Source organism: Pseudoalteromonas lipolytica (assembly GCF_003515105.1).
Taxonomy (GTDB): Bacteria; Pseudomonadota; Gammaproteobacteria; order Enterobacterales; family Alteromonadaceae; genus Pseudoalteromonas; species Pseudoalteromonas lipolytica.
Window position 1 is genome coordinate 987,476 of sequence record NZ_CP032090.1, and the last position, 12,817, is coordinate 1,000,292.

10 protein-coding genes are annotated in these 12,817 nt (G+C 42.6%); 4 read left to right on the forward strand and 6 right to left on the reverse strand.

All coding sequences use genetic code 11. The features are described from left to right. Positions 1-85: 85 nt before the first annotated feature. Entirely contained in the window at positions 86-814 is a 729-nt protein-coding gene (locus tag D0907_RS04540) for a glutathione peroxidase (RefSeq protein ID WP_036970241.1), read from the reverse strand. Positions 815-944: 130 nt separating this feature from the next. On the opposite strand from D0907_RS04540, the gene D0907_RS04545 reads away from it, so the two are divergent. Next, a complete protein-coding gene (locus D0907_RS04545) occupies positions 945-1,844 on the forward strand; it encodes a LysR substrate-binding domain-containing protein (protein ID WP_036971689.1) in 900 nt (299 codons plus the stop codon). On the opposite strand, the gene D0907_RS04550 is transcribed toward D0907_RS04545, so the two are convergent. Then, positions 1,827-3,017: a flagella assembly protein FlgT gene (locus D0907_RS04550; protein WP_036970238.1), complete on the reverse strand. Its 1,191-nt coding sequence runs from the start codon at positions 3,015-3,017 to the stop codon at positions 1,827-1,829. The two genes, D0907_RS04545 and D0907_RS04550, sit on opposite strands and share 18 nt — an antisense overlap. A 112-nt stretch (positions 3,018-3,129) precedes the next feature. Here D0907_RS04550 and D0907_RS04555 point away from each other — a divergent pair, with 112 nt between their 5' ends. The 3 genes from D0907_RS04555 (at position 3,130) to D0907_RS04565 (ending at position 6,377) form a co-directional block, all read left to right on the forward strand. Then, positions 3,130-3,588: an LPP20 family lipoprotein gene (locus tag D0907_RS04555; protein WP_036970235.1), complete on the forward strand. Its 459-nt coding sequence runs from the start codon at positions 3,130-3,132 to the stop codon at positions 3,586-3,588. Between the two features lie 120 nt (positions 3,589-3,708). Beyond that, entirely contained in the window at positions 3,709-4,416 is a 708-nt protein-coding gene (locus D0907_RS04560) for a transglutaminase-like cysteine peptidase (protein WP_083422949.1), read from the forward strand. After that, entirely contained in the window at positions 4,410-6,377 is a 1,968-nt protein-coding gene (locus D0907_RS04565; protein ID WP_118844079.1) for a bifunctional diguanylate cyclase/phosphodiesterase, read from the forward strand. The genes D0907_RS04560 and D0907_RS04565 overlap by 7 nt, the downstream gene beginning before the upstream one ends. On the opposite strand, the gene D0907_RS04570 is transcribed toward D0907_RS04565, so the two are convergent. The 4 genes from D0907_RS04570 to D0907_RS04585 are packed head-to-tail and all read right to left on the reverse strand — an operon-like array spanning position 6,374 to position 12,585. Next, positions 6,374-6,961 carry a response regulator transcription factor gene (locus D0907_RS04570; protein WP_036970232.1) on the reverse strand — a complete coding sequence of 196 codons (588 nt, stop codon included), beginning with the start codon at positions 6,959-6,961 and terminating at the stop codon, positions 6,374-6,376. The two genes, D0907_RS04565 and D0907_RS04570, sit on opposite strands and share 4 nt — an antisense overlap. A 34-nt stretch (positions 6,962-6,995) precedes the next feature. After that, positions 6,996-8,417 carry an HlyD family type I secretion periplasmic adaptor subunit gene (locus tag D0907_RS04575; protein WP_036970229.1) on the reverse strand — a complete coding sequence of 474 codons (1,422 nt, stop codon included), beginning with the start codon at positions 8,415-8,417 and terminating at the stop codon, positions 6,996-6,998. Next, on the reverse strand, positions 8,414-10,552 hold the full coding sequence (locus D0907_RS04580; protein WP_118844080.1) for a type I secretion system permease/ATPase: 2,139 nt from the start codon (positions 10,550-10,552) through the stop codon (positions 8,414-8,416). The genes D0907_RS04575 and D0907_RS04580 overlap by 4 nt, the downstream gene beginning before the upstream one ends. A gap of 29 nt (positions 10,553-10,581) precedes the next feature. Beyond that, entirely contained in the window at positions 10,582-12,585 is a 2,004-nt protein-coding gene (locus D0907_RS04585) for a TolC family outer membrane protein (protein WP_227006835.1), read from the reverse strand. Positions 12,586-12,817: the final 232 nt, after the last annotated feature.

The window sequence follows — 12,817 nt, forward strand, 5'->3', positions numbered from 1 at the left end:
GGTTTATTCAGCGCGGTTTATAACGATTAAATAGCGCAAATACAAAAGGGCTACAAAGTAGCCCTTAAAGGAAGTTTTGCGTTGCTTATGCAAAATGTTTTTCTAAGTCGTCTGAGCCGCCAATGTGCTGACCACCAATAAATACTTGTGGAACAGTTTCACGACCAGACAAGGCTTTTAAGCTCGTAAGTGACGCATGTTGCCCCAATACAATTTCTTCGTACACAAGGCCTTTGCTGTCTAGCAATGCTTTTGCTTTTATACAAAATGGGCAATTAGGTTTAGTAATAATGCTCACAGGTTCTGGTTTAACTTGCGCTGGGTTAATGTAATCAAGCATGGTATCAGCATCAGAGACTTCAAATGGGTCACCTGGCTTTTGTGGCTCAATAAACATTTTTTCAATCACGCCATCTTTAACAAGCATTGAATAGCGCCAGCTACGTTTACCAAAACCTAAGTCGTTTTTATCTACTAACATACCCATGCCGTCAGTAAATTCGCCATTACCATCTGGAAGCAGGGTAATATTTTGTGCTTCTTGGTTTTGTGCCCATGCGTTCATTACAAATGTATCGTTTACCGAAATACATACGATGTCATCTACCCCATTTTTCTTAAATACGGCTGCAAGCTCGTTATAGCGAGGCAAGTGAGTTGATGAGCAAGTGGGTGTAAACGCACCTGGTAAGGCAAATAACACCACGGTTTTACCTTTAAAAATGTCGTCAGTGGTGATTGACTGCCATTGCTCACCTACACGTGTTGCAAATGTAACGTTTGGTACTTTTTGACCTTCGATATTGTTTAACATTGTTTTTAATTCCTCTTGATTTGATGAGTACTATTGTGACGGTTTGCTCTTAATAGTTCCAATCGTTTGTTTGTATTGATACGATAGGTAATACCAATCAGTAATAATGCTTAATCATTTTGAGACGGATATGAATTTAAAAGACTTTGAATATGTTAAAGCCGTTGCCCAATTTCAGCACTTTCGTAAAGCGGCCGATGCATGTTATGTCAGCCAGCCTACGTTAAGTGGGCAAATAAAAAAGCTTGAAGAAGCGCTTGGCGTGACTATTTTTGACCGCTCAACCAAGCACGTTACTATAACAGCGCAAGGGCAGCGGCTAGTTGACCAAATTATTGTAATACTTGAGCAAACTCAAGTGTTAAAAGAACTGGCCGCGAGTTCACATGACCCCCTTCAAGGTAAAGTTAATGTGGGTATTATTCCTACCATAGCGCCTTATTTATTACCTACTTTGCTGACCTCAATGAAGCATGCATTCGCTAAAACGCAGTTTTCGTTTATAGAAATGCAAACAGCACAAATATTAAGCGCCCTCGACAAGGGCGAAATAGACATTGCGATTGTCGCTGATGTGCCAGACTTAGAGAGTTATCACAAATCGGCTTTGTACAAAGAAGACTTTTTACTTGCGGTATCTGAACAGCACGCGCTGGCAAGCCATAATGAGGTTGCATTAAAACAGTTAAATGGCGGCGAGTTACTGATGCTTAATGAAGGGCACTGTTTTAAAGAGCAAGCTGAGCAGTTTTGCTTTTCGGCAGGGGTTGAAGTGTCTAATCAATATAAAGGAAACAGTTTAGAAACCTTGCTTGCGCTGGTGGCAATGGATGATGGCGTGACCTTTGTGCCAAAATTGGCGTGTTCACCTAGAGCGGGTATTAACTATGTGTCTATTGCGCCTAATCAGCAGCGTCAAATTGTGATTGCAACTCGAAAACATTACCCACATATCGCTGGGGTAGAGCAATTAGCCGCATGGCTAAATGCTCATAAGGGCTTACACGAACGCTTACTCAGCGCCCGCTAGTTCTATAATGTCGTTAATTTGAATCGCGGGCAAAGGTTGTTTATCGATACTGGTAGCAACCGCTGACTGCTGATACAGCTGTGTTACTTTCACTTGGTTTAAAGTGGTAATTTTGTGTGGCAGCTTATTTCCTTGTGCATCTGTAATGTAGTTGTGATGCGCAATATTTAAAATTTGGCCTTGTTGCAGGCCATGAGCTTTGCCCAAGTTAATAATGAGCGTGTCGTTTTCAATATGTAAGATCTTGCCTTGAGTGGGCAAACACGCCATGGCTGCTTGCAAGTCGTAGGTCAGAGTTTGGTTTACATCACTGATTGCACGGCCATAATCGGTTGCCCAAAATCTATCGCTGTAAACATCGATGATATCGGTTTTTTTGTACGGCCAGACCCCTTCTGCTTGATAGCTTTTCTCCCACAGTTTTTCATAGGTTGTGCCATCAAATAAAACATAATCGACTTTGTAAGCACGTTTAAAGCTGTCGTCCTGCCAAAATGCATAGTCGTTGTTGAGCTTTTGATTAACCGACAGGTCGCGAATACGGCTAAGCAACACGTATTGCGAATTACTGCGACTGGTTATTTCTTCAAGTAGGGCATTACTGTAATCGTATTGTTGGGTAAAAAAGTGATCAACCCTAAGAGGCACGTTGTAATAGGCTGTTGGCTTGGCTGCCATTTGCGTATTACTTAAACTGGCATACAGTTGCTCACTGATCGCTTTATTAACGTCAAAAATTTGGCCCATTCTTGCCTGTTCACGATTTACTAATTGGCTTTGTGTAACCGCGATAAACTTAGTGTATTGATTTGCAGGGCATTCTTCGGCTTGAGGGAATATATCTAAGCGAAGTGTAATGGCATAGGTGTCGTTATGACGGTCTTCGCTGATTAACTCTATTTTTTGGATCTCGCCATGACTGCTGATCTTCAACTGATCTTGTGTCAAAACCCCGTCAACAAGGGTTTGAACAGACGTTACACGGGCTCCTGAAAACACCAATGCTTGGGTGATCGCATCTTTAATGGCGGCTGATTTTGCCTGACTCGTGTCGCCATTTTTCACTACGGCATGCCCTGTAGACTCAAACCATTGAGCTAAGCTATTGTTTGAAAACACAATTGTGAAGGCTAATCCGATACCTTGTAAACTGGCTATAATTTTACGTTTCATGCTGACACCTAGCACCGATAACTATTGATTAGCCTAAACGAGCAAGGAATGTACCAGAAGTGGCATTAAACGTGCATATTTGTGACAAATGAGTTTTAAGCGGAAGCAAATTATGCGAGCACTTCTATTTATTGGGCTTGTTACCTGCGCAGCATTAACGGGCTGTAGCAGTATTTTTGATAAGCATGTTGAGTATACTTACATTGAACCAGATGACTACCCAATACTAAAAGCGGTGGGTTACGCGCCTATTAGTGCGCAGCCAGGCGGCAGTGAATCGCAACGAGCGCTGCTTGCAATTAAAGCCTCTAAGCTTGAAGCCTACCGAGAGCTGGCTGAGCAAGTTTATGGGCAAAAAATTTCCGCCGGCACCACGGTGCAAAATAGTGTTGCGCACAACGATCAATTGCAAAGCCAAGTGCAAGGGGTGATCAAAGGCGCTCAGGTGATCAAAAGCTACGCTGTAGGCGATACGTATGCAACCGAATTACAGCTAGATATGAAACGCGTTCACGACCTTTATATTGGTGAAATTAAGCCGCGTGAAGTAAAAAAAGTGACTTATTATTAACCGTTAAATTCTCATAGTTGCAGCTTGGGTGCTATGCTTTTAAGACTGTCGGTTTTAATAAAAGCATACTGGTGATAACACGTTACTTAAACCAAGCTGTTCTGTTCTTTGGCATGGCCTATGCTCAGTAAAGGCATTGTGAGTGCATGCCGCTTTGCTTGGCGCTATCGCTTTTTTTCGATCCTCTTTTTTTTGGTTTTATGCTTAACGAGCGTCGCGCTTGCTGAGCGTTTGGTGATTGAGTTTTCAACCTTTATCCAACAAATGCAACAGCGTTATGGTGCTAACCGAGTGACTGTCGCCAGACAGTGGCAGGGCATGCTGCAACATGCTGCAGGCTTACCCGAGCAGCAGCAAATTTTAGTTGTGAATGACTTTTTTGCCCGCACACTTCGTTATCAAACTGATATAGAACTTTGGAAGCAAAACGACTATTGGGCGACCCCTCTCGAGACCATGGGTAAAGGGTTGGGGGATTGTGAAGATTATGCGATTGCCAAGTATGTGAGTTTACGTGCACTGGGTATCAGTGACGACAAACTTAGGCTTATTTATGTTAAAGCCCAACTCCCCGGTACTCGGCAAACCCAAGCGCACATGGTGCTCGGTTATTTTACTCAGCCCAATGCCCAACCCCTTATTTTAGACAGTTTGATTGTTAAGGTGCTGCCTGCAGCCAAACGCACCGATCTTAGTCCCGTTTTTAGTTTTAATAGTAAAGGCCTTTGGGCAAATAATTCGACGCAAAGTGTGGCAGATCCAACCGCGAGACTATCGCGTTGGCGTCATATTTTAGAGCAAACGCGTAAAGAAGGAGTTAAATGGTGAGCGTATTTAAAGTGTTAAAACGCAAAAGAAATAAAACCATTACCTTAAAACAGGAATTGTGGATTGCCATTTTAACGGTGATCATTATTGGTTTTGTAAGTAGTTTGCTGATTAGTACCAGCTCGGCGAAAGAATACTTTACCACTGAGCTTAGAATGAAAAATGTCGATAATGCTAACTCGTTGGCATTAATGCTGAGTCAAATGAATAAAGATCCGGTGGAAATAGAGTTACTTATTTCGGCTACTTTTGATACCGGGTACTACCATCGTATTGAGCTCAAAGACCCCCAAGGCGACACCATAATAAAACGCATTTACCGTGGTGAGCTAACCCTAAATGCACCCCGTTGGTTTCGTCATTTATATTCGTTAAATGTGGCGCCGGGCATCGCACAAGTCAGCGATGGCTGGCAACAATTTGGTACGTTATATGTCGAAAGCCACAGCGAATATACGCAAGATGCACTGTGGCAAAGCGCCGTACATTTATTTTATAGCTTTTTAGCGGTTGCGGTGTCTGCATGTATTGCTGGTGCTTATTTCTTATCAAAAATATTAAGCCCATTGAGCGATGTAATGAAACAAGCGGTGGCGCTGGGTGAAAAGCGCTTTATTAAATCAAAAGTGCCAAGAACCTACGAGTTTGCCAAGCTTGTCACGTCAATGAACCAATTATCATCTCGCTTTAGTCGCACAGTCAAAGAAGACCGCCGACGCCTAGAAGAAATGCGCTTTAAAAGTCAGCACGACGATTTAACGGGGCTTGCTAATCGTGAGTATTTTAATGCAACGCTCGATACCTTTTTACAAAACTCACAATCACACGGTGCTTTATTTCTGTTTAGAGTGATTAATCTTGATGCATTATCTGACCAAGTGGGACGGGTTGAAATGGTGTCATTTTTACGCCGTTTTTCAGAGTCGTTAGTGGTGTTTTTAGAATCAAATGAAGACAGTTTTCGTGAGAGCCAAATTGCACGTATGTCGCATGTCGATTTTTTAGTGTTATTTAGTGATGTCAGCGAGCTAAAAACACTCAGCGATAATGTGCTAAATATACACAAACAGTTAGTGGCAGAGTTTGCTCAAGTGGAGCTTGGGGTGTCTCATAGTTGTAGCCTTATTAAAGCCGATGATACTCGAGGAGAGTTACTAACACGCGTTGATCAGCTATTAAAAATTGCTATTGCCCAGCCAGGATGTAATGCATGCATTAACGACAATGTGCCGGTCCATCAAGAACATATTGATGCCGACCAATGGCGCACAACAATCGAAACTGCACTTAAAGAGAATCAACTTGAAATTGCCTTATACCCAGTCAGTAGTTTTAGTGGCTCGTTACTCCAGCAGCAAATTTCATTGAGTTTACTGTTAAACGGTGAAAAATATCGCTTTGGATTTTACTACCAATGGGCACATCGCTTGCACTTATTAGCAAGGCTTGATTGGAGTTTAATGAAACTGATGATCCTTGAATATGGTGATAGTGAGGATGAATCAATACTTGCCATAGAGCTGAGCGCCGATACTTTGCGAGATGACATGGCTGTGGCCTCTATTTTAACAGGGCTTTCTGCTTACCCGAATTTAGCTAAACGCTTATGTTTTGAGGTAAGAGCGGGTTTTGCAGTGAAAGAGTTTAGTTTGTTTAGAAGCTTTTGTTCGCAAGTACACTGTATTGGCGCCAAAGTTGCGCTTAAAAGAGTGGGGGCTGAGTTTACTAAGCTCACTAAAATACAAGAACTTGGCCTTGAGATGATTAAAATTGACACGGTTTATTGCCACAATATTAGTTTTAGTGAAGACAACCAAACGTTCTTACGTGGCGTATGCTCTTTAGCTCATTCTTTAGGTATTAAAGTGGTTGCAGAGGGAGTTAAAAACCCGAGTGACCAAGCCATACTGCACAGTTTAGGATTTGATGGCTTAGTCGCAATTGAGGAACGTGTTGGTTAATGGCCTTTTACGGCCAACATTAATTGCATACGATCGCGTACTTTTAATTTATTAAAAATAGAGCTCATATGCTCTTTTACAGTCCGCTCTGTAATATGTAAGGTTTGCGCAACCTGTTTATTGGTTGCGCCAGTGACAACGTGATCAACAACTTGTTTTTCACGTTTAGTTAAACAGCTCAAATCGCATTGATGTTGGTAGCTAATAGGTTGGTTTGACAAAACACCGACCAGATTCGACAGTAACTGCCCCGGTAACCAAATACCGCCTGAACACACGGTTTCTGCTACTTGCTCGATAATCACCTTACTCGCAAATGCCTCTATGTAACCACGTGCACCAAGTTGAAGTGCTTGACACAACTGGGCTATATCAAGTTGTGTGGTCATTACGATAACGGGTATGCGTTGGGCGCTGTACTTCTCAACGAGAGACGGCCACTCAGGTCCATCGGCTAACAACCAAATTAATGTGTCTGCAATTAATTGCTTGGGCGACGAGGTATGAACGGCACAATCTGGAAACGCACTTTGCCAATGAGGCGATTGCAATTTATCTTGTGTAATAAAAATACTGCGGCGCATGAATACTCCGTAAAAATGCTGTAATTATCTCGTCTTACCTTTCGGTCATCGCTAAAGACGTTGCACGTAAAATGGGTTTGAAAAGGTATTCTAGTACGGTTTTTTTGCCGGTTATTATATCTACCTGAGTGGTCATGCCCGGAATAATGGTCAGGTTTTCTGAAAAATGATTGCGGTTCGTTTTTAACTGCACAACGTAAAACGTATTATCTCTTTCATCGGTGACGGTATCAGCACTGATATGCGTTACTTCAGCTTCTAAGCCGCCATAAATAGCAAAGTCATAGGCACTGAATTTGATCATCGCAGTTTGGCCTGGACGTAAAAAAGCGATGTCTTTCGGTAAAATTTTTGCTTCGACAACGAGCTGATCATCAAGTGGAATAATTTCAAGAGCATCACTGCCCGGTTGTAAAATGCCCCCGACGGTATTAACCAGTAAACGTTGAACCGTGCCATTCACGGGGGAGCGAATTTCGGTTTGTGTTACTTTGTCGGCAAGCCCTGATTCGGTTTCTTTTACAGCATCAAGACGAAGCAAAGCTTCTGATAACTCGTTGCTCCAGCGGTTGATCATGGCAAGCTCAACTTCGGTCACTTTGTTTTTAGCTTCGTTAATGGCTGACATGGTGCGGTTTATGGCGGCTTTGGTTCTGTTTATTTCGCCTGTGTGTTCTACTATTTGGCGCTCTAGGCGAATAATATCAATATCAGAAACGGCACCAGAGCGTAATAATGGGCGGGTGACAGACAACTCACGATTGGCCAAACTTAACGAGTTAGTATGTTGCTGAAGTGCTGCTTTTGCTTCGGCATAATCTTGACGGCGTTGCTCTAATTGCCGCTTGTGTATAGTAACTTGCTGTTCGAGTTCTTGATTACTGCTCTCAAACATGGCTTGTTCGTGGGCGATTGCCTCAGGGGCTTTTTCTATAATTTCTGGATCAAACGCGAGAGGTCTTTTTTGGGTTAACGCTTTAAGGCGCTCTACCTTTGCTGTTAACGACAGTATTTTTGCTTGGTTTTCTCTAAATGAAGAAATAAAGCGTGTTGGATCTATCTTTATTAATACATCGCCTTCGTTAACTATTTGGCCTTCTCTGACATAGATTTGCTCAATCATGCCGCCATCATAAGACTGCACGACCTGTAGTTTATGCGACGGGATAACGCGTCCTTCGCCCCGTGCTACTTCGTCGAGGTGCGCAAATGCGGCCCACATAATTAAGGCTAACAGGCTGAAACAAATAATATAAAGCAGTACTTTAGCGCTAGCAGGTTGCTGCTGCATTTTTTCCCATTGTGCATCTACAACCCAGTCTTGACTGGTTGGGGGTGATAACCAACCTGAAAATAACTTTGAAAAGAGCGAAGGGCGTTTTGTTTTTTGTTTTTCAAGTGCTTTGTTTAAGCGCTCAAACGAGCGCTGTTCAATAGGTAGGTTGTTATCGCTCATGATACTTTTCCTACTGTTTGATGATTTAACGCTGATAACACTTGAGATTTAGGGCCATCGGCAACCACTTTACCGTTATCGAGCACAATGACACGGTCGACCAGTTCGAGTAACGAGGTTCTGTGAGTTACAACGATTAAGGTTTTTTCTTGGCAACTGCGTTTGATGTTATTAATGATCTTAGTTTCGCTGTTGTGATCAAGCGCCGAAGTTGGTTCATCCATCAACAGTATTGGCGGGTTATTTAACAGTGCTCGGGCAATACCAACCGCCTGACGTTGACCCCCAGAGAGTAATCGGCCTTGCTCACCAACTTGCATGTCGAATCCATCGGGGTGAGAGTTTATAAGTTCAAATAACTGACTTTGCTGGCATGCCGAAAGTATTTGCTCATCTTTAGCGTGCCACGCACTGAGGGTGATGTTGTCTTTTAACGAACCAAAAAATAATGAAATGGTTTGGGGCACATACCCAATGTTGTGCCTAAGCTCCGCGGGATCTATTTGGTGGATGTCGTTATTATCAATTGAAATCGTGCCCGCTGTTGGCTCATACAAACCTAAAATTAGTTTTTCTATGGTGCTTTTCCCTGAGCCATTGCGCCCTAAAATAGCCACTTTTTCACCGGCTTTTATTTTAAAGCTAACACCACTGAGCGCTTCGTTGCTTTCATCGGTATATTTAAAGCGTACGTCGTTAAATTCTATGTCGCCAAGCAACACTGGATGACTTAACCAATGTTTACCTGCGGGGCGCTCAACGTCTTTTTCCATGATTTCATTTAACGAGTGCATTGCAATTGCGGCATGATGAAATTGCGCGAGTACAGCCGCAGATTGACTAATAGGAGCCATGGTACGTGACGACAATAAGTAGGCGGCAATTAGCCCCCCTTGGGTTAAATCACCTTCGATAATTAGGTGTACACCTACTAACATAATCACCACACCAACACACTGCTGAACCCACGAGCCAGCATTGGCTATAGAAGATGATATTAAGCGACTTTGGGCATTGACTCGGGCTATAAAAATCGTTGATTTTTCCCAGTTTGACTGGGTTTTACATTCACTGTGAAAGCTTTTGACATCTTCAATGTTTGTTAAGCTTTCAACCAAAACAGCATTGCGCATAGAGCTTGCTTTCATGGTTTGTTCTGACAGGCTCTCGAGTTTTCGATGGGCAGCCAGCGCGTAACTCATTAATAGCAGTGCCCCAACGATAATAGGTAAGCTTAATTCAACGCCAATAATCGCGATGACTGTGAGGTAAAGCAGTACGAAAGGTAAATCGACAAGGGCAATTAATGTAATGGAACTAAAAAAGCTGCGCACTGCCTCAAATGATTGAATATTACTGGCAAACGAGCCTGCTGACGCAGGACGGTTTTTTAACTTCATACCCAACACGCGTTCCATGATCACTGCCGACACTTTGACATCAATACGACTGGCTGCCAGCTCTACAAAATAACTGCGCACGAGTCTGAGAATAAAGTCTGCGGTAAGGGCAATTAGTACGCCTGTGGCAAGCACCCATAACGTTTCAGTGGCATGGTTAGGCACAACGCGGTCATAAACATTCATGACAAACAATGGCATTGCAATGGAAAGAATGCCCAAAGCAATGGCAGAAATAATGACATCTTTGTATAAGCTTCGACACTCTTTAATGACACCCCAAAACCAGCCGTCTTTCGACAGTTTTTGCAGTACGGGGGAGCGCGCATCAAAGGCAAACTCGGGTTGTGCATAAATGATCATCGATGTACTGGTTTTATAAAGCTCTTCAAGGCTTAATGTCACAGCAGAGTCTGGCATCTCGGGGTAGATCACTTCGACTTTATCATTTTGAGTGTCGAGTTTTGTAATGACGCAAGCCTCATTGCCTTGCAAAATTAATACGGCGGGTAACAAAGCAACGTTTAAGTCGCAAAGTGCTTTACGCACAACCTTGGTTTTAAAACCAATACGTTTTGCTGCTCGCGAGAAACCCGATGGCGTTAATAAGCCATCCTCAAGGGGAAGCCCACTAAGCAGTGTTTCACGAGAAAACTCTCGATCATGATAGCGGCATAAAATTTCTAGGCAGTCTACAAGACTGCCGCCGTGGTCGAGTACATCGTTCTCTTGCATAAAATGTCCATTATTAATAAACCTAAAGTTTAAGACCAGCCGTCTTTCATGGCGGGTGGGCGATTACCTTTTTCGGTTATTACCGCTTCAATGCGACGATTTGCTGCGTTTGCGCGAACAGAAATCTCATTTATTCTTGGCTGATCAATTCCATAGCCTAATGACTTCACTCTTGTTGGTGATATACCGTATTGTTGAATGAGTATTTCAGCGACCGAAAAAGCACGTTTTTCTGACAGTTTTTTATTGTAAAGAGCAGGGCCTTCTAATGAAGCATGGCCTTGGATTTCGACATTTTTACTGGGGTGTTCTTTTAAGAAGTCTGCCAGTCTTGCAATTTCTTGCATATATTCAGGGCGTACAACACTAGAGTCGGCAAGAAAGGGAATACCTATTTCGACATTGCTAGTGTTGCTACGGTACTTTGTACAGCCTCTTTCATCGACCTCCGTAAAAGCAGGAGTTGATGGGCAATCATCATTTTCGTTAGCAACGCCGTCGTTGTCATCGTCAACGAAGGTGCTTGCGGGTGTTGTTGGAATGGTGAGATAACTCGGCATGGCTGTCACACTCATATACGCGTTATCTTGTTGCTTCTTTTTTTGTAAAAAGGCTTGTCGACTCAGGGTCGCTGCAACATCAAATTTAGGACAAATACTGTCAGCACTGAGTGCGATAGGGTCGTCGGTTAGCTCACTGATTGCAGGGAATTTATCTGATTTTACATTGAGGGTTTCAAGTAATTTCCCCATTTCGGCTAGCATCGTTAGTATGGCTGCTTGTCTATCGTAAAGGGCTGCAGTGTAAGAGCGATTAGATTGAAATGATTCATTCTCTGCATCAAGTACATCGAGCAATGTGCGCTGACCGATATCGAATTGGTCTTTGTAGGCGTATTTAACTTTTTGCGACGATTCTTTATGGTTAGCGAGCGAAGGTATTTTGCTTTGTAGGACTTGTACACTGTTGTAGGCGATTTGTAAGTTCTGCCTTATTTCTATACATGTTTGATCGCGTTGATATTTAGCAACGTTCACTTCTTGATAGGCTTGGTCTAGATTTGCGCTATCGAGTCCGCCGTTATAGAGGTTGTATCTCACATCAATACCAACACGTGCCTCAGAGCGGGTTTCGTTTAACCCTAACTCGTCTCGGTCTTGCATGCCGTAGCGTGCAGATAAATCAACATTCGGATGAAAGGCCGATTTTTGCGAGTCTGCATTGGCTTTTTGTGCTTCTATATTGTAAAGCGATGCATAAAAATTTGGGCTGTTTTTATAGGCGATATCAAGGGCTTGATTTATTGTGATGGGGATTGCGTCATCACTCAACTTTGCCTTTACCGTACCTTGAGTCGGAAGCTCGCCAATAATACGCAAATAGCGTGCACTGACATCATGCAAGTTTTCATATTCTGTCATCACGTTTGACTGCGCTAATGACAGACGACCACTAATTTGTTCAAGATCAGCAGCACGCGCAACGCCAGCTCCCACACTTTGTTCAATTTGCTGATAAACTGATTCATGTTCTTTAAGGTTAATTTCAGCAAGTTCAACAAGCTCGGTAAACTTTTGTACGTCTAAATAAGCGATACTTGCAGCGAGTGCTGTTTTTTCGGCTTGATCTAATAATTCGAAATAACGTATTAATTGGATTCGTTCAAAACGTTTTACGTTATTTGAGGTTCTGAAACCATCGTAAAGCATTTGCCCGAGCGTTAATTCGGCAGTGTTACGATTATATTCTTCTTCAATACCGTAATTGCGCTTTTCGTACCCAGCACTGGCCGACACATCCACTGTGGGTAAATAGCCAGAACGTGCCGCATCAATACCATGCATAGATGCTTTAAATGCATGCCAAGCTTGTTGCACTTCAGGGTTGGTTGAAATTGCTTTATCTGCCACATAATTTAGCGGCATCACTGAAACTTGTTCTGCATTAGCATTAAAAAAGCTGCCGTTTGCAGCAAATAATAAAGTGAAAAATACAGAGAGTTTCTTGGTAGTGAACTTTTCGCTAATAGTCATATCATCCTCTTTTATCGACTAAATTTAATTCACGCTAAGTTAGTTTTAGTCAACAAATTTAGATACTGCAAATACTTCTTTTGTATTATTTTGTGGGTGTTTGATCGTATTTTACGTGTACCCGTACTTTAGTCCTATAGTATTAGCTTTGTGTAAAACCTGTACCATAGTCCAGTAACTAAGTGCTGTTTCTCTACTAGATTTACGTTATACGCGTGCAATTTAAATATGT

Excerpts from the sequence above, each read along its gene's own strand:
- D0907_RS04540 (WP_036970241.1), bottom strand. The coding sequence starts at position 814 with ATGTTAAACAATATCGAAGGTCAAAAAGTACCAAACGTTACATTTGCA.
- D0907_RS04545 (WP_036971689.1), top strand. The coding sequence starts at position 945 with ATGAATTTAAAAGACTTTGAATATGTTAAAGCCGTTGCCCAATTTCAG.
- D0907_RS04550 (WP_036970238.1), bottom strand. The coding sequence starts at position 3,017 with ATGAAACGTAAAATTATAGCCAGTTTACAAGGTATCGGATTAGCCTTC.
- D0907_RS04555 (WP_036970235.1), top strand. The coding sequence starts at position 3,130 with ATGCGAGCACTTCTATTTATTGGGCTTGTTACCTGCGCAGCATTAACG.
- D0907_RS04560 (WP_083422949.1), top strand. The coding sequence starts at position 3,709 with ATGCTCAGTAAAGGCATTGTGAGTGCATGCCGCTTTGCTTGGCGCTAT.
- D0907_RS04565 (WP_118844079.1), top strand. The coding sequence starts at position 4,410 with ATGGTGAGCGTATTTAAAGTGTTAAAACGCAAAAGAAATAAAACCATT.
- D0907_RS04570 (WP_036970232.1), bottom strand. The coding sequence starts at position 6,961 with ATGCGCCGCAGTATTTTTATTACACAAGATAAATTGCAATCGCCTCAT.
- D0907_RS04575 (WP_036970229.1), bottom strand. The coding sequence starts at position 8,417 with ATGAGCGATAACAACCTACCTATTGAACAGCGCTCGTTTGAGCGCTTA.
- D0907_RS04580 (WP_118844080.1), bottom strand. The coding sequence starts at position 10,552 with ATGCAAGAGAACGATGTACTCGACCACGGCGGCAGTCTTGTAGACTGC.
- D0907_RS04585 (WP_227006835.1), bottom strand. The coding sequence starts at position 12,585 with ATGACTATTAGCGAAAAGTTCACTACCAAGAAACTCTCTGTATTTTTC.